Annotated in this window: 15 protein-coding genes; 2 read left to right on the forward strand and 13 right to left on the reverse strand. The window is 63.6% G+C overall.

The window, feature by feature from the left end; all coding sequences use genetic code 11:
* Positions 1 to 63: 63 nt before the first annotated feature.
* Positions 64 to 2802, reverse strand: coding sequence for an EAL domain-containing protein (locus C4901_RS13105; protein WP_168185726.1), 2739 nt, complete (start codon positions 2800 to 2802; stop codon positions 64 to 66).
* Positions 2803 to 3441: 639 nt separating this feature from the next.
* Here C4901_RS13105 and C4901_RS13110 point away from each other — a divergent pair.
* Positions 3442 to 5217 (forward strand): IS1634 family transposase, encoded by a 1776-nt coding sequence (locus C4901_RS13110; protein ID WP_110138658.1) that lies wholly within the window; start codon positions 3442 to 3444, stop codon positions 5215 to 5217.
* A 93-nt stretch (positions 5218 to 5310) separates the two neighbouring features.
* On the forward strand, positions 5311 to 5514 hold the full coding sequence (locus C4901_RS13115; RefSeq protein WP_110137712.1) for a hypothetical protein: 204 nt from the start codon (positions 5311 to 5313) through the stop codon (positions 5512 to 5514).
* Positions 5515 to 5532: 18 nt separating this feature from the next.
* Here C4901_RS13115 and C4901_RS13120 read toward each other — a convergent pair whose 3' ends face one another.
* The 12 genes from C4901_RS13120 to kdpA form a co-directional block, all read right to left on the reverse strand.
* The gene (locus C4901_RS13120; protein WP_110137713.1) at positions 5533 to 5754 is read right to left on the reverse strand and encodes a hypothetical protein; all 222 of its coding nucleotides are present in this window, start codon (positions 5752 to 5754) and stop codon (positions 5533 to 5535) included.
* A 214-nt stretch (positions 5755 to 5968) separates the two neighbouring features.
* On the reverse strand, positions 5969 to 6334 hold the full coding sequence (locus tag C4901_RS13125) for a hypothetical protein (RefSeq protein ID WP_110137714.1): 366 nt from the start codon (positions 6332 to 6334) through the stop codon (positions 5969 to 5971).
* 12 nt (positions 6335 to 6346) lie between these two features.
* A complete protein-coding gene (locus C4901_RS13130; RefSeq protein WP_110137715.1) occupies positions 6347 to 6973 on the reverse strand; it encodes a MarC family protein in 627 nt (208 codons plus the stop codon).
* The gene (locus C4901_RS13135) at positions 6970 to 7467 is read right to left on the reverse strand and encodes a 2'-5' RNA ligase family protein (RefSeq protein WP_168185727.1); all 498 of its coding nucleotides are present in this window, start codon (positions 7465 to 7467) and stop codon (positions 6970 to 6972) included. The genes C4901_RS13130 and C4901_RS13135 overlap by 4 nt, the downstream gene beginning before the upstream one ends.
* A 10-nt stretch (positions 7468 to 7477) precedes the next feature.
* A complete protein-coding gene (locus C4901_RS13140) occupies positions 7478 to 8314 on the reverse strand; it encodes a hypothetical protein (RefSeq protein ID WP_145960728.1) in 837 nt (278 codons plus the stop codon).
* Positions 8315 to 8360: 46 nt separating this feature from the next.
* Positions 8361 to 9533 carry a sigma-54 dependent transcriptional regulator gene (locus C4901_RS13145; RefSeq protein ID WP_149917154.1) on the reverse strand — a complete coding sequence of 391 codons (1173 nt, stop codon included), beginning with the start codon at positions 9531 to 9533 and terminating at the stop codon, positions 8361 to 8363.
* Between the two features lie 3 nt (positions 9534 to 9536).
* Positions 9537 to 11342 (reverse strand): ATP-binding protein, encoded by a 1806-nt coding sequence (locus C4901_RS13150; RefSeq protein ID WP_110137718.1) that lies wholly within the window; start codon positions 11340 to 11342, stop codon positions 9537 to 9539.
* Between the two features lie 8 nt (positions 11343 to 11350).
* Complete coding sequence (locus C4901_RS13155) at positions 11351 to 12520, reverse strand: histidine kinase (RefSeq protein ID WP_110137719.1); 1170 nt, start codon at positions 12518 to 12520, stop codon at positions 11351 to 11353.
* A 39-nt stretch (positions 12521 to 12559) separates the two neighbouring features.
* Positions 12560 to 13147 carry a potassium-transporting ATPase subunit KdpC gene (gene kdpC / locus C4901_RS13160; protein ID WP_110137720.1) on the reverse strand — a complete coding sequence of 196 codons (588 nt, stop codon included), beginning with the start codon at positions 13145 to 13147 and terminating at the stop codon, positions 12560 to 12562.
* Between the two features lie 24 nt (positions 13148 to 13171).
* A complete protein-coding gene (gene kdpB, locus C4901_RS13165) occupies positions 13172 to 15241 on the reverse strand; it encodes a potassium-transporting ATPase subunit KdpB (RefSeq protein ID WP_110137721.1) in 2070 nt (689 codons plus the stop codon).
* On the reverse strand, positions 15238 to 15411 hold the full coding sequence (locus tag C4901_RS18185; RefSeq protein ID WP_205736011.1) for a potassium-transporting ATPase subunit KdpA: 174 nt from the start codon (positions 15409 to 15411) through the stop codon (positions 15238 to 15240). The genes kdpB and C4901_RS18185 overlap by 4 nt, the downstream gene beginning before the upstream one ends.
* Complete coding sequence (gene kdpA, locus C4901_RS13170) at positions 15396 to 17039, reverse strand: potassium-transporting ATPase subunit KdpA (RefSeq protein WP_205736012.1); 1644 nt, start codon at positions 17037 to 17039, stop codon at positions 15396 to 15398. Before kdpA ends, C4901_RS18185 begins: the two co-directional genes overlap by 16 nt.
* Between the last annotated feature and the right edge of the window lies 1 nt (position 17040).

Below are 17040 nucleotides of genomic sequence, written 5' to 3' on the forward strand. Positions count from 1 at the left end.
CCTTTTTTTGGCCGGTCCGTCCCGCCCCGGCGGTGCCTGGCGCACCCGCGAGCCCGACCGGCCCTATACGACCTCGAGACCATCCGCTCGCCCCGGGTCCCGGTAAACGCCCAGGATCGCCTCCAGAAACGCCTGGTGCGCGGCCTCGATGGCCTGCCAGCCGGCATCATCGACCCGCGCGCGCCCGTTGTCGAAGGGACTTTGCGCGATCTGCCCCAGGCACTCATGGTAGCGCGCGTGCCGAACCCGTAAATCGTGCCGGGGCGCGAAGCCCAAGCGCTCCAAATCGACACCGACCGGACAGGCGCCGACCTCCAAGACCTCGGGCCGCATGGGCAAAAGCCACCGGCCTCGAATATGCCGGCGAACCCATTGATCATATTCCCTGTGGCGTGCGTAGACACCAAGGAGGCTCGTCGGGCGCCGGATTTCGGCGCAACCGGGCTTGCCGAGAACCACGGCAAGATCCTCCAGTGTCATGGGTCTCGCCAGGGCGTAGCCTTGCAGGAGCGGCACCTCCAGCACGGAGATCGCGTCCCGGATATCCTCGGTCTCCACGCCCTCGGCCACCATATCGACACCAAGATTCAGCGCCAGATCGCGCATGGCGACCGTGAACACGATCCCTTCCGGACGCGCTTCGAGGGTCCGGACGAACGCCTGATCGAGCTTGATCTCGTCGATCGGAAGATCCTTCAGGCACAGCAGAGACGAATAGAGACTGCCCACGTCGTCGAGGGCAAGCCGCACACCCAGGGCGCGTAAATCGCGCAACAGGTCGTGCGTATCTTGGCGCCCCAGAAGATCGCCGCCGCGATGGATCTCCAAGGTCAGGCACGCCGCCGCATCCTGTGACCGGCCGGCGCACACCTCGCGAAGAAATGTCACCAGCCGATCATCGACGGTCGCGGCATCGACATTTGCGGACATGGCAATGGAAAGGCCGGAGGCCGCGAGCCGACCCCTATCCTCCAGACATTGGCGGAGCACACCTTGTGTCAGCTGGCGCAGGTCATCGTCATTCAAGTCCTGGAGGAACTGACCGGGCGCGAGCTTATCCCCGGCCTCATCACGCAGATGCGGGAGGGCCTCCACCCGCACCACCGTACCCAGGCGACGATCGAAGATCGGTTGATAGAGGACCGCGAAGTCACCGTCGCGTACGAGCGCCTGCGCCCTATTGAGGCGCCGTGGTAGCGGCTCGCCATGGCAGGCCCAGAACCGCAGCCGGTCTCCGCGGCGCTCCTTGCTCTCGTAGAGGGCGCGGTCGGCATGACGCACTAGGATGTCGGGGTTCGTGACCGGACCGGAGGCCCCGATGCAAACGCCGGCGCTAAGGTCCAGACAGGTCGGCGGCATCCCGGCAATCTCCACGGGCTCGCGGACGATGGCGCCGAGCTTCTCCAAAACCGCCGCCACATCGTCACCACAACCGCAATCATCCAGGAGCACGACGAACTCGTCGCCGCCCCAGCGCGCCACGAAATCCGCGTGTCGTAGGCCGTGACGCAGGCGCCCGGCGATGACCCTCAGAATGCCGTCGCCGGCCTCGTGCCCATGGACATCGTTTATGAGCTTGAAGCCGTCCAGATCGATCATCACGACCGCGAGCCTGTGCCCCTCGCCGTCGCTGCCAGCAAAGGCCTGCTCCATTCTCTCATTGAAGGCACGGCGATTGGGGAGGCCGGTCAGGGCATCGGTGCGCGCCGAACGCGATTCCTCGACCTGCATGTCCTGTACGCGCGTCTTCACATCGAGCTCGTCCAGACCGTAAGTCAGCAACGAGCCGATACGATGACAAAGGTCCACGGTTTGTTCGTCGAATGTCTGGCGGCGGGGCGAGGCCAGCGCCAGAACCGCCCACAGCGCGCCTGCGCGCACCACCGGAAGGGCGATAAGGCTGCGCCATCCGTTCCTGGCGAAGGTCGCATGCCATGGGGCGAGAGTATTTTCCGCCAGCGTATCGTTGCATACCATGGCCATGCCGGTGCGCCACGCCTGGACGACGAGCGACGCGTTTCGTTCCTGGGTCAGGCGCGGCCGCGCCTCCTCGACCTGCCCCGCGCCGGAGCCTGAAATCGCCAGCACGTCGAAGACGCCGTTGACACCGGGGCGCCCGATCCAGGCGGTATGAAATACCGTGCGCGCCAACTGCTCGCAAAGGTTCTGCAGCATCTCGTGTTCGCGATTGCCTTGAATCAGGACATCGGCGGACATGACCAGCGCCCGATAGAGATTCTGGAGATCGGTGAGCCGCTGGCGTTGTCGCGAGAGGTCGTAGGTCCGCTCGCCGAGCGCGTCTGACAATTGCGTGACCGCCGTAATGAGCGCATCCCGGACCTTTTGCACAGGACCATCACTTGCCGCCACCTGCCCGGCCTGCGCCGCGCAGATCTGTCGCACCATGTGCCGATCGACCTCGAGGGCATGGTGCAAGAGCCATTGCGCCAGGAAAAACAGCGCATCCAGGGCGGTCTCCGCGGGCTCCCGTGAAACCAACGCCCGGGCCCGCCCGAGAAAGGCCGCGAAACCGCGATGGGCGGCGAGATGGAGCGCCTGGTGATCGGCATCGATACGCCAGCGCCGCATGAGCGCCGACTCTTCAAGAAACGCGCCGCGCGTACAACCTTCGAGCCCGTCTAGGATCCCGCGCAGGTCGTTGCCCGAAACCCCATGCGCAACACAACCCGCCAAGGCGTCGAATAGCGCAAAGAGCCGCTTATGGTGATCATCGACGGTATCCATTCCCGTGCCGAGGGATGTGGACCATGTGATCACAGGAACGAATGGGATAATGTTCACGATCGCCTGGAGGGAGGATGCGCCCCCATTCTTCTTGTTCGAGTTTTCCCGCGAGGCCTCGCATCCATTGCGGGTACGCGGCGTGCGCCCCACAAGGCGACAGGGCCGGGCGCCAAAATACCTACCGAGTGTAAGGATTTCCCCGGAAACTGGCAAGAAAATGGTCCCGGCCCAGGGACCAGGCCGACAGCCGCCGCCCGGTGTCAGCGGGAGGCATGAACCGCTGACAGGCGCCATTGTGTGCCTCAACCCGCTCAAGCGGGTAAGTCTCTTGCCGAGTCACACGGTTCATGGGCATGCACCAGGGACCGCACACCTATCCTCTGGCGCTTGATTCCGTGCTCAGGCCAAGACACGCCGGCCAGACGAATCCGGCCGGTGGCCCGTGTCCGGGCGACTACTCCGCCGGAGACGTCCCGGACGGAGATATGGGCCATGCGGCCCACAATGCGTGAGCAGAGTCGAAGGCTGGCGCGGTAGTCTAGACTTGCCCCAGCCGTAGTAACGTCTCCTCCACGTAAGGTCTGGTGATTCCAGGGGTTTTCTGGGATTTAGGGGGATTTTTGGGGGTTGATGTGTAGTCACTAATATACAGCATAATGCGTTGACATGCGCGTGGATATGGCGTATATAATGCCTATGCCAAAGCGTACAGGCGCCGCCTACGTAGTGACAACGACCCGCCACTATAAGGGCCGGGTCTACCATTCCCATCTGCTGCGGCGCAGCTACCGGGAAGGGGGTAAGGTCCGCAACGAGACCTTGGGCAATCTCTCGCATCTGCCGGAACCGCTCATCGCCATGATCCACCGCAGCTTGAAGGGCGAGACCTTCGTGCCGCTCGGAGAGGCCTTCACGATCGTACGCTCGCAACCCCACGGGCATGTGGATGCGGTGCAGCGCATGATGGCGCGCCTGGGGCTTCCGGGGGTGATTGCGGGCAAGCCCTGTCGCGAGCGGGACATCGTACTCGCCCTGATCGCCGCCCGCGTCCTGGACCCCCGGACTAAGCTCGCCACGACCCGCTCTTGGGGGACCACCACGCTCGCCGACACGTTTGGGGTCACCTGGGCCGATGAGCAGGACTGCTATGCGGCCATGGACTGGCTGCTTATGCGTCAGGACCGCATCCAGAAGAAGTTGGCCGCGCGCCATCTCAAGGCCGATGGCCTGGTGCTCTACGATTTGAGTTCCAGTTACTTCGAAGGGACGACGTGCCCCTTGGCCCGGAGAGGCTACTCACGCGACGGAAGACGCGGGACCCTGCAGGTGAACTATGGGCTCATGACCGATGACCGGGGCTGCCCGGTGGCGGTCACGGTGCATGAGGGGAACACCGCCGACCCCACCACGTTGATGCCCGAGATCACCCGCGTCAAGGACGACTTCGGCATCACGCAGTTCGTGATGGTGGGCGACCGCGGCATGATCAGTAGCACCGCGATTGCGGCCCTCCGGGACCAGGGCGGTATCGATTGGATCACGGCCTTGAGGAGCGCCTCGATCCGCGCGCTCGTGGAAGACAAGACTCTGCAGCCCGATCTTTCATTGCCGGCCGCATGGCCGGTCGATGAACGCAACCTAGCCGAGATCACCCATCCCGATTATCCCGGCGAGCGGCTCGTGGCCTGTCGTAACCCGCAGTTGACGAGCCTGCGGGCGCACAAGCGCGCCGCGCTCTTACAAGCGACTGAAGAGGATCTCGCTAAGATCGCCGCCCGCATCGCCGCGGGACGCCTGAAGGGCCAGGACAAGATCGGCGTGGCCGTGGGCCGCGTGATCAATCGCTATAAGATGGCCAAGCACATGAGTGTGACGATCACCGATACGAGCTTGACCTTCGTCCGTAAGACCGACGCCATCGCCGCCGAGGCGGCCCTGGATGGCATGTATATCATCCGTACCTCGGTCCCCGCCGAGCGGTTGGATGCTGCCTGCTGCGTGCGCCATTACAAATCCTTGTCGCAGGTCGAACGCGCGTTTCGCTCAATGAAGACCGTGGACCTGAAGGTCCGTCCCATCCATCACCGTTTGAGCGACAGAGTCCGCGCCCACATCTTCCTCTGCATGTTGGCCTACTATGTCGAGTGGCACCTGAAGGAGGCCTGGCGCGAGCTGCTCTTTGCCGACGAGGATCAAGCCGCCAAGGCCACCCGTGACCCGGTGGCGCCGGCCGAACGCTCCGCGGCGGCGAAGGCGAAGGTCGCGCGCCGGCACCACGAGGACGGCACCCCGATCCACAGCTTCCCGACACTCCTCACGGAGCTCGCCACCATCGTGCGCAACACCGGCCATGCGGCCGGCAATGCGTGCTGCACCTCCGCCGAAGAGGGCGCCCCGACCTTTACGGTGACGACCCAATCGAACCCGCTGCAGCGCCGCGCGATGGATCTGATCGACCAGCTGGTGGTGTAGTCAGAACGCGGCCACCGGATTTCTGCGAAAAGGCTTGAATGTCAAGGGAAATCTCTTCGGGGCAGCTAGCAACTCCAGCTTAATCAGATCAAAGTGTACTTCTCGATTGTTCAGCGCAAGGTGCTCACCCCAAACGACTTCCAGTCGCTGGCGCAACTGGAGGATCGTCTATTGCGCTTTCAGGATCACTACAGCGCCACCGCCCGGCCTTTCGAATGGAAATTCACGCGCCATGACCTTGAGGTGCTTCTCTCTAAAATCCAGGCGCACGAGCAAATGTCCGCCCAGGCTGCGTGAGCAAATACGTCACCGAATTTATGGGCCAGGGTCGGGAGAGCAAGAAAGAACGAAGGTGGCGAGCACCGCGCGCTTGTCGGGGGCATCGTTTCTGACATAGTGCAGCGAGCAGCCCTTCACCCAGACATCAAAGACACCACTGACCTTCAGGAAGTCGATGAAGAACGGCAATTGCCCAAGCGGCGTGACCGCCGCTTTCGGGTTCCACTGGACGTGGATACGGTCCCCGAAGGTGTCCACCGCAACCGGGTATTGGGCCTTCAGGGCCTTCCGTTTTGCCTCACCCGTGGGGTGAGTCCTCCGGGGTCGTCACAATTGCCGCGAACCGGCGTCGGGCTTAGCTTTGACCGGCTCGGAGGTGAAGTCAACTGCGGTTTTTAGGGTGATGCGTTTGGGAGACGCCACCACCTGACGATAATGCCTGACGGGGATGGGAAAATTCCCGCGCCATTTTTTAAGCAGAGTGACTTGTGACCTGCAGGGGGCTCGGCGGCATGGCCTCTTCGTCCGCGAGCGCCAGGGCCCCGCGGATCACGCGGTACACCCACCATATGCTCACCATGATAAGCACGGCGTAGCCGAGTAGCGCAAAGAAGAGGAAGAGACCGGCGGCGGCCCACAGAAGGCCCCACCAGAAGGTCCGTATCATCCAGCGGTGATGGCTCCCGTAGCAGGTTCCGCTGCGATCACGTCGCCAGTAATTGAGGCCTAGGGCCAGGATGCTCGGCGCCAGCATGCCGAAAAACCCCACGACGTAGAGGGCGTAGGCGACCACCACCAGTTCGCGCTCGCGATTCCCATCGAATGGCCGGATGTCCACCAAGACCTCCTCTCACGCGCAGTGCAGGAGCCCCACGCGAATACCGGTCAGAACATACTGGACCGCAAGCGCCGTCAACAACACGCCCAATAAACGGGTCACCACGTTGGCCCCGGTCTCGCCCATCAAGGCCAGTATGCGCGCGGCCGACAACAGTACCGCAAGCGTGATGGCCAACACCAGAGCCAGTATACCAAGGAGCAGCCCGATCGCGATAAGGCGGCCATGGGCAGCCGAAAGCATGAGCAGAAGGCTTGTGAGCGCCCCGGGACCGGCGAGCAGCGGGATGGCGAGCGGAAATACCGAGATGTCATTGCGCCCCCGCGCCTCCTCGGTTTCGCGCCGGGTCGTCGAACGCAGTCCGGAGTGGCGGGCAAAAACCATGTCGATCGCAAGCAGAAACAACAGGATGCCGCCCGCGATCCGGAAGGCCGAGAGCCCTATCCCCAAGACCCGCAACACGGCAAAACCGCTCACGGCGAAAAATAGCAGTACCAAGGCGGCGATCAGTACGCCCTTCACCGCCATCCGTTGGCGATATTCGTGGCTCGCGCCCGCCGTCAGCGCCCCGAAGAGCGGCACCAGGCCGATGGGGTCGACGACGACAAAGAATGTGAGAAAGATGTCATACGCCTTCATGACAGCGGCCATCGCGCCAAGACATCGTACACCCCCGGCTGCTCGCGCCGCGACCGGCACAGGACATAGTCGGCCACGGCCCACCGCACCGGCTCGGACGGCGGCGCGGCCCATCGCGGATCCGCCGCGGTCAGGCGCGCGAGCGTGACATGGGGGCGGTAGCGGTGCGTCGGCACCCTCCCCGTGGCCGCGGCGACCAGCCGCTGCAGATGCTCCGCAAGCGCGAGCAGCGCCGGTGGCGGGCGCGAAGGCGCAAGCGCCGCGATGTCGCCTGCCCCAAGCCAGGCCATCTCATCCAAAACACACACGAACGCCTCCCCCGACACACCCGCGGCCCCCGCCTCCAGGACGCGCCGGTCATCGGCCTCGACGGCACCCGCGAATGCAAGTGTCATGTGGTATCCGTCGGCCGCCACCGGCCTGCCTGCCGACTCGCCGGCGCGCGCCGCGAGCCGTGCGCGCACATCCTCGCCGGGCCACAGTGCGAAGAACAACCGCTCGCGCCTAGAAGAAGACCCGCAACCCGCCCTCATAGTCGGCAATCACTGTATCGCTCTGGGGCTCCATGATAACAAGATTACCAGACTCCTGCGGCGCGCTCTGCCCGTACGAGAAACGCGTGTAGCGGACCGCGGCATACAGCCCGAGCCAGCGCGACAGCCGCAGGTCCAAGGAAGCCCCCGCCTTGACAAGCGGGGCCGTGCCAAGACCCTGCGAAAAGCCGAGTGCCGCGACCGCGATCGCCGGATTCAAGGTCTGTCCGGCGGCGGCGTAGACGCTACCCACCAGGCGCTGCGTCAATGCCACCTGGATGAGCGCGCCCAGCGCCACGTAATCGTGGTGATAGTCCTCTTCATAGGCCTGCCTCGTCCCGACCCCGATCAATCGCCGCCAGGCGTGGTGCCCATACTCGATAAACGGCACGGCCATCACCACCCCATCGGGAAACGCCGCGCCCAGACGAATCCCGTAGCTCGAAATGATGGCGCCCGACACCCCGTTTGGGATCGGCGTTCCATTTTGCGCATACCCTTGATAACGGACGTTTCCACTTACCCTGTCATAGGCCAGACGCGCGTACATCCGGTCGCCGAGCAAAAGCCCCGTTAGGCTCGCATGAAGGCCGTTTATAAAGCCGCTTTCACGGTCGAAGTAACGGGACTGCGGGGCATTGGTGCACACCGCGAGCGCGCAGGTATCACTCGGTTCCACGTAATGCAGGTCTGTCAGACGATAGGCCACCGATACATGATCGTCGATGCTCCAGACTGCCCGTTCGTGCGCGCACACGGTCCCTCGCAGGACACCCGCGGTCAGCGCCGCCATCAACAGTTTCTTCAAGAACCGGACCTCGGGGCGGGGATGCCCCATGGGAGACACGCAAGGGCTAAGGCGCGGAATACGTCAGAAAACGATCCGGAAGATGCTCCATGGTTATGCGCCCAGAGCCCGCCAAAATAACGCACCTTTCTATAACGTTCTGAAGCTCCCGAACGTTACCCGGCCAATTGTAGCGGGCGATACGCGACTTTACCTCATCCTCCATCACCGGAATCGACGAAAGGCCGTTTCGGGCCGCCGCCTGCGCCAGGAAGCGTTCTGCCAGAAACGGGACGTCCTCCGGTCGCGAGCGTAGCGGCGGCATGAAGACCTCGGCCACGTTGAGCCTGTAGTACAGATCCTCCCGGAACCCTTCGCCGGCAACCAGATGGCGGAGGTCGCGATTGGTCGCGGCGATGATGCGCGTGTCGACGGCACGGGTTTTCAGCTCGCCGACCCGCTCAAATACCTTGTCTTGCAAAAAACGCAAAAGCTTCGCCTGCCCTTCGGCCGATAATTCGCTCACTTCATCCAAAAACAACGTGCCACCGTCGGCGGACTCGAGTCGTCCGACCTTGTCCTTCACGGCACCCGTGAACGCCCCCTTGCAGTGCCCGAAGAGCTCGCTTTCGAGAAGCGTGGGGGAAAGGCTCGCGCAGTTGACCTCGACGAACGGGCCCTGGCTGCGGGCGCTTGCGGCATGGATGCGGCGGGCGATCATGCTTTTCCCCGTACCACTCTCGCCCAATACGAGAACCGTCGCCTCGCTGTGGGCGAAGCGCTCGGCCATGGACAGGGTCCGCCGCAGGGCCTCCGAGCGCGTCATGAGGTCCTCCTCGCCCAGCGCCATGCGCAGGTTGTGGTTGTCGGCCTCAAGGCCCTGAATGTGGATGTTGCGGCTCAGCAACTGCTCGATCTCGGCCGGCGCGAACGGCTTTACGATGAAATCGGCGGCGCCGAGCTTGATGGCCTCCACGGCCTTCTCGACAGTGGCATAAGCCGTCATGATGATGACCGGCAACGACGGGTAGTCACTCTTTATGGCCGTCAAAAGCTCGATGCCGCCCGCGCCCTCCATCTTAAGGTCCGACAGAACGATATCGGCACGAAACTCCTTCAGGGTCGTCAGCGCCGCCTTCACGGACGCCACGTCACGCACGCGATACCCGCGCCGCTCGAGAAATATCCCGAGCGTCAGACGGATCTTGCGGTCATCATCGACGATAAGAACGGAAGCCATGGTTCAGGGCCTCGCGGGAAGCGGTACGACCGGCTGCAAAGGCAGGTCGCCGGTGGTCATGCGTCGGGGGAGCGTGATGCGAAACTGTGTTCCTTCGTTTACTCTCGATGTCACGGTGATGCGTCCACCATGCGCCTCGACCATTTCCCGTACGATGGCAAGCCCCATGCCCGCCGAACCATGCCGATCGGCAGCCCCCTGCGTGAACCAGTCGAAGATATGCGGCAATTCCTCGGGCGGTATGCCGCGACCGGTATCGGCGACCTCCACCAGGACCTCCTCCTCATTGGGCGTCGACACCGATATGGTGATCTGCCCGTGCAGAGGCGTATGCCGCAGGGCATTGGATAGCAGATTGTTGAAGACCCACCCAAGCTTCACCGGATCCGCGTTCACCGCCACATCCGGCAGACATCTTACGACCAGATCCACGTCCTGGAGATCCGCCTGAAGACGAAAGGAATGCGCCTGGCGCCGCAGGAATTCGCAGAGTTCGAGGGGCTTTAGCTCAATGCTCGTGCGAATGGCATCCGGGCGCGATACGTCCAGGAGATCCTCCACCAGCATCGTCAGGCGACTCACCTCCTCGCGGCCGACCTCGAGCAGCTGACGGACCTGATGCAGATAGTTTTCCTGGTGGGCCGTCTCATAGAGCGTTCCTATGCTGAGACTGAGGCTCGTGAGCGGGGTCTTCAGTTCGTGCGACAGCGTTGCCAGAAGCTGCGTCCTCTGGTGCTCGGCATGACGCAATTCGGTGACGTCCTGCAATACCACGATGAGTCCGATGATGCTGCGACCCTTGTCGCGGAACGGGACGGTCTTCAGGATATAGGAGTGGAGGCGGCCACGTATGGTCAAGGAAAACTCGTTACGGCTGTACTGCGGCTCGTCCTGGTCTTCCCGGCGCAGCGATACCAGCGCGTTGCGCAGATTCATGTAAAAACGCGTGGCGATATTGAGATCGTTGATGTTGCGTCCAAGCAACTCCCCCGGTTCGGTCTGAAGCAGCATCCCGGCCATGAAGTTCACGTGCAGGATCTTGTCCTGCCGATCCAAAAGCACGAGACCGTCGTCTATGGAGTTTATGAGGGCGTCGATCTTGGCGTTCTCATAGACCAGCCTGTCGGTATTCCCGCGCTCATGCTTATCGAGGCGCCGCAAAAGCCCGTTGAACTCACGGGTCAGATCATCGAACTCCGAAAGCCCATAGCGCTCGAGCTCGCGGTGGGTGCCAGACGGGTTCAGATCGTGGATGCCGCGAGCCAACTGGCGCATGGGCCGCAAGATGAGCCGCACCATCCATACCGACAGGATCAGGATCACGAGCAGCGAGGCGCCAAGCCCAAGCGAGGCGAAGATCGTCAGATCCTTGATGGCGACGATCGCATGGTGTTCGCGCGCGGCTATCGCGGTCCGACCCACGATCTTCAGGTCCTGCAGGGCGTTATCGAGCGTGCGCAGGCGGGCGGTATCGGGGGCATGACGGTAGGCCTTCCAGGCGGCCTCGACCTGCGCCCGCTCGGCCGCCACATGCAGCCCACGGCTGTCGTCCTTGAAGCCCTGCCAAGCGGCCACGAAGCGTGTGGCGATGCGTGCCCGGGTGCGGGCGTGCGTGGCAAGACCATAGGCCTGCGCGGCCTCGCGCATCTTGCTCATGGCCGCGGCCGAATGGGCGTTGGTGCGAAGAATCGCCTGGGTGGTCCCGCCCAGGCCGCTGATGCGGCTGACCAGCAGCGCACCCAGGACCCCGAGCAATAACACGACGGCGGAAATGGCGATTATAAGGCGATTACTGAGTGATCGTAGCATGGCTTGTCCTAGTTACGCGCTGACGCGTCGCGCTCGTCGGTGTCAACGATTTGCACATCGACTCCCTCCGTATGGTTCAGAAACTCGAGCGTGAGCCACTTGAATATGCGCAGGCGCCAGCCCACATGCCGATTTTTGCCAAAGATCGCCATGGTGATGCCGTGTTCGTCGACGAAACTCACCAGGGCATCGAGCACGCTATGCGCCTCGAGAACCTCGAACCGCGCCCCAAGCTCCTCGGCCAGCCGCTCAAGCTTCAGGAACTCCTTGCGCACCGGGCTCAAGGCCTTGCCGGGCGCGAGCTCGGGCCTGACCACGGTGACCGCGAACCAATCGGCGTTCAAACGGCCGGCGACCCGTGCCCCGCGGCGCAGCAGGGCCACATTCGCGGCGTGGTCGGGCCCGAGACAGACGACCACCCGCTCCGGGCGGCGCAAGGGCCCCGCCTCGCGCAACAGTCGTTGCTCCTCGGTCTGATACTCGACCTTGCTCGCCACCTCGCGCAGCGCCATCTCGCGCATGGCGGCGAGATTCTCGGGCGTGAAAAAGCCGCGTAGCGCGCTTTCGACCTTCTCCGTTGGGTAAATCTTCCCGCGCCGCAGCCGCTCCCTGTGGTCCTCGACCGACAGATCGATATTGATGATCTCGCTTGCGACGGCGAGCACCCGATCCGGTACGGTTTCACGCACCTTCACCCCGGTCAACCGTTCGACGTAGGGATTCAGGCTTTCGATGTGCTGGATGTTGACAGCGGAGATAACGTTGATGCCGGCCCTCAGAATATCCTCGACATCCTGATAGCGCTTGGGGTGCTCGGTTCCCGGGATGTTCGAATGGGCGAGCTCATCGACCACGACCAGCTGCGGGCGCCGCTCGAGGATCGCCGGCAGGTTCATCTCGTCGAATACCCGGTCCTGGTAGCGGATCTGCCGCAGCGGGACCTTTTCGAGATTGCCCACGAGCGCCGCGGTCTCGGCGCGACCGTGGGTCTCGATATAGCCGAGCACGACATCGACGCCTTCGCTGCGCAATCTCTGCGCCTCGAGCAGCATCTGATAGGTCTTCCCGACCCCGGCCGCCGAGCCGATGTAGATCTTGAGGCGCCCGGCCGGGCGCTCCTTCAACGTACTCAGGATATCCTCTTGCGTAGAGGACATCATACTCGGTGGTTCGTTCATAATGTCCGCCGGGGTCGCCGGTCGAAGCCCTTGCGGGCCCTAGGGCCTCATCCTAGCATGGCGGGCTCGGGCGGTGATGCGCTTTAGCCCCAGATTCAGGGACAGGACATCGACACGCGCCTGCCCAAAGAGCCCAAGCCATGGTCCGCGTATATGGCGGGCCACGAGACGGCGCACCACCGCAAGCGGCAAGCCGCGATCGCGGGCGACCCATGGGGCCTGCAAATAGGCGTTGGCGGGGGTGATGTCCGGGTCGAGGCCGGACCCCGAACTCGTGATCATGTCGGCTGGCAGTCGCCGGCCGGCGAGATGCGGGTGGCGGGCCACCAGCCGCGCACGCCGTGCCGCGAGATGACGCGCGAGCTTCGGGCTCGAAGGACCGAGGTTGGAGCCCCCCGACGAACGTGGGTCCATATGGACCGCCGAGGGCCGGCCATGGAACCAGCTACCCCCCGTAAACCGCTGCTCGATGAGGCGCGAACCCACCACCTGGCCCTTTACGCGCACCAGACTGCCATTGGCGGCGCCCGGAAACGCGAGCTGATTGATGCCCACTTCAAGCAGCGGGTAGCCAAGCCCGAACAGCGCCCAACTCAGCAAGGTCAGGCGTAGGGCGGTCCCGAACATACGCGACACGGCGCCTCCTTATGGTTAACGCAGAAACGGGCTCAGCAGAAGATCGATGGCCTTGATGCCGATGAACGGCACAATGAGCCCCCCGAGCCCATAGAGCAAGACATTGCGCGCCAACATGTGATTGGCGGTGGTCGGCTGAAAACGCACGCCGCGCAGCGCCAGCGGGATGAGAATCGGGATGATGATCGCATTGAAGATGAGCGCCGACAGGACCGCGCTCTCGGGGGTGGCGAGATGCATGATATTGAGCGCCGAGACCCCCGGCAACGCGAGCATGAACATGGCTGGCAACATCGCGAAATACTTGGCGACGTCATTGGCGATCGAAAATGTCGTGAGCGCGCCGCGCGTGATCAAAAGCTGCTTGCCGATCGCCACGACATCGATCAGCTTTGTGGGATCGGAATCGAGGTCGATCATATTGGCGGCCTCCTTCGCCGGCACCGTCCCCGAATGCATGGCGAGCCCGACATCCGCCTGGGCGAGCGCCGGCGCGTCATTGGTGCCGTCCCCGGTCATGGCCACGAGCCGCCCCCGGGCCTGCTCGGACCGGATCACCCGGATCTTGTCCTCGGGCTTGGCCTCGGCCACGAAATCGTCGACCCCGGCCTGCTCGGCGATGACGCGCGCGGTGATCGGGTTGTCGCCGGTGACCATGACCGTCTTTATGCCGAGGCTGCGCATGTGGGCGAAGCGCTCGCGCATGCCCGGCTTCAAGACATCCGACAGGCCGATCACCCCGACAAGATCCCCGTCGATGGCGAGCGCCAAGGGCGTCGCGCCCTTGCGCGCCACCAACTCGGCGGCATCCTTCAGCTCCGCGGGCGCGGTGGTCTTGAACCCCTCCTGGACATAGCGCGCCACCGCCGCCACCGCGCCCTTGCGCGCCTTGCGGCCATCCGGCAGGTCAGTACCGCTCATGCGCGTTTCGGCCGTAAACTCGACCCCCTGCCCCCGCTCCCAGGCGGGATCGTGCTTGGCCCCGCGCGCCACGGCCAGCGCCACGATGGAGCGTCCCTCGGGGGTGGTGTCGTACCAGGAGGCGGCGAGCGCGATCGATGCGACATCGCTCTCGTCATGACCAGGCAGGGGCACGAACTCGGTGGCCTGCCGATTGCCCATGGTGATCGTGCCGGTCTTGTCGAGGATCAGGGTCTGCACATCACCCGCGGCCTCCACCGCGCGCCCGGACATCGCCAGCACATTGAAGCGCGTTGCGCGATCGATGCCGGCGATGCCGATCGCCGACAGCAGTGCCCCGATCGTGGTCGGCATCAAGGCCACCAGCAAGGCGATCAGGGTGGCGACATCGAGATTGATATGGAGAAACGCGGCGAGCGGCTTCAATGTCGCCACCACCACCAGGAAAATGAGACTCAGCACCGCAAGCAGCACCGTGAGCGCGATCTCGTTGGGCGTCTTCTGGCGCCGGGCACCCTCCACGAGATGGATCATGCGATCAAGGAAGGTGTGGCCGGGGTCAGCCGAGACCCGAAAGACCAGCCAGTCGGACAGGATGCGCGTGCCGCCGGTCACCGTCGAAAACATGTCGGTCCCCGGCTCCTTCAACACGGGCGCAGACTCGCCGGTGATCGCCGACTCGTCGACCGATGCGATGCCCTCGAGAATCTCGCCGTCGGTCGGAATGATCTCCCCGCGCTCGACACGCACGCGGTCACCCTTGCGCAGGGCACCGGCCATGATCACCTCGAAGGTGTCGTCATCGACTATGCGCCGCGCGGTCACGTCGGTCTTCGTCTGACGCAGGCTGTCGGCCTGCGCCTTGCCCCGGCCTTCCGCCAGCGCCTCCGCGAAGTTGGCGAACCATACCGTGAAAAACAAGATGGCGGTCACAGACCCATTATAGGCAGCTGTCACATTGGTCTTGCCAAAGAGCCCCGGATCAAAGGTCAAGGCCAGGGTCACGAACATCGACAACCACACGATGAACATGACCGGGTTCCGGACCTGCACGGCTGGGTGGAATTTCCGGAAAGAATCGACGACCGCCTGAGCCACGAGCTCGCGCGTGCCCTTGCGGCGTATCTCGGTATGGCCGGACGCGCCGGCGGCGGCCTCGCTCATCGCCCCACTCCGGACATCGCATGGTGGGCGTAGAGCGCGAAATACTCGGCGATCGGCCCGAGCACGAGGCCTGGGAAGAAGGTGAGCGCCCCCACCACGATGATCGTGGCGAACCAGAATCCCCCGAATAGCGCGGTGTCGGTCTTCAGGGTCCCTATGGTCTCCTGCACGGGTGGCTTGGCCGCCAATGACCCGTCTTCAGGGTCCCTATGGTCTCCTGCACGGGTGGCTTGGCCGCCAATGACCCGCCGATCGCCAGCATGAAGATGATCGAGGCGTACCGTCCAAACAGGATCACAAGGCCGAGCGAGACGTTATACCAAGGGGTATTGCCGTTCAGGCCGGCGAACGCCGAACCGTTGTTGGCGGCCGCCGAGGTAAAGGCGTAAAGGACTTCCGACAGACCGTGCGATCCGCTGTTGCCAAGCGAGCTTACCCCATAGGGGGCGACCAGCGACCACGCGGTCGGGATCAGGATGATGAGCGGATGGACCAGAAGCGCGAGCGACGCCAGCACAATCTCCCGCTTCTCGATCTTCTTGCCAAGGAACTCCGGCGTCCTGCCGACCATGAGGCCGGCAATGAACACCGCGAACAGCCCATACATGAGGAAATTGAGCACCCCGACACCCTTGCCGCCGAATACGCAGTTCAACATCATCTGCACGAGCGAGACCATGCCGCCCAGAGGGGTGTAGCTGTCGAGCATGGAGTTCACGGTCCCGGTCGTAAACGCGGTACTGACGGTGTCGAAGATCGCGCTTTGGGTGATGCCAAAGCGTACTTCCTTGCCGACCATGTTACCGCCCATCTGGCCACCACCGGCGTGTTGCATGAGGCCGGCGTGGGCCAGAAGAGGCGTGCCGCGCTGCTCGGCGATCACGGCAACAAATACCGCCACCACCAACATGGACGCCATGACGCTGTACATGACGCGCGCGAGCTTCGGGTTGCCGACCATGCGTCCGAAGGTGATGACGAGCGCCATCGGCGTCACCATCATGAGCAGGGTCTCGATGATATTCGACAGGGGTGTCGGATTCTCGAAGGGGTGCGCCGAATTGGCGTTGAAGAACCCGCCGCCGTTGGTGCCGAGGTGCTTTATGACCTCAAGATCGGCCACAGGCCCCATCGGGATGTGCTGCGTGCCCCCCTGGATGAGGTGCGCTGTGACCATACCGGTGAGCGTCTCCGGCGACCCCGTCCATACCAGGATCGGGGTGATGAAAAGGCAAGGCAGAAGGAAGACGCGCGTCAGCACGCGCACGAAATCGCGGTAGAAGTTGCCGAGGTTGCGACCCTTGTCGCGGGCCGGCCCGAGCGCCCGGAAGAATGCGATGGCCACCACAAAGCCTGTGGCCGCCGAGGTAAACATCGGGAAGGTGATGGCCGCCATCTGGCTAAAGAGCGACAGTGTCGACTCCCCGCCATAGTTCTGCCAGTTGGTGTTGGTGATGAAACTAGCCGCGGTATTGAAGGCCAGAAACGGATCGACGTCCCGAAAATGCAGGGGGTTCCACGGCAAGTGCCCCTGCCACGACAAGATCCCGTAGATGAGAAGCCCCATCAGGAGGTTGGTGAGCAGCATGTTGGCCGCGTAGCCCTTCCAATCCATCGGCTGACTCACGGTGTCTCGGCCTATGAGGCGATAGATCAGACGATCGACCGGGTCCAGTACCGGGTCGAGCAGGGTCTTTTGGTCCTGAAAGACGCGCGCCAGATAGTGACCGAAGGGCACGCTGATAGCGCCTGCCACCAGGAGTTCGAGGACGATCTGCCAGAAGGCCGTGGGGCTCATC

Origin of the sequence: Acidiferrobacter sp. SPIII_3 (assembly GCF_003184265.1) — a bacterium.
Lineage (GTDB): Bacteria > Pseudomonadota > Gammaproteobacteria > Acidiferrobacterales > Acidiferrobacteraceae > Acidiferrobacter.

Excerpts from the sequence above, each read along its gene's own strand:
- C4901_RS13110 (WP_110138658.1), top strand. The coding sequence starts at position 3,442 with ATGCCAAAGCGTACAGGCGCCGCCTACGTAGTGACAACGACCCGCCAC.
- C4901_RS13130 (WP_110137715.1), bottom strand. The coding sequence starts at position 6,973 with ATGAAGGCGTATGACATCTTTCTCACATTCTTTGTCGTCGTCGACCCC.
- C4901_RS13145 (WP_149917154.1), bottom strand. The coding sequence starts at position 9,533 with ATGGCTTCCGTTCTTATCGTCGATGATGACCGCAAGATCCGTCTGACG.
- C4901_RS13150 (WP_110137718.1), bottom strand. The coding sequence starts at position 11,342 with ATGCTACGATCACTCAGTAATCGCCTTATAATCGCCATTTCCGCCGTC.
- C4901_RS13155 (WP_110137719.1), bottom strand. The coding sequence starts at position 12,520 with ATGAACGAACCACCGAGTATGATGTCCTCTACGCAAGAGGATATCCTG.
- kdpC (WP_110137720.1), bottom strand. The coding sequence starts at position 13,147 with ATGTTCGGGACCGCCCTACGCCTGACCTTGCTGAGTTGGGCGCTGTTC.
- kdpB (WP_110137721.1), bottom strand. The coding sequence starts at position 15,241 with ATGAGCGAGGCCGCCGCCGGCGCGTCCGGCCATACCGAGATACGCCGC.
- kdpA (WP_205736012.1), bottom strand. The coding sequence starts at position 17,039 with ATGAGCCCCACGGCCTTCTGGCAGATCGTCCTCGAACTCCTGGTGGCA.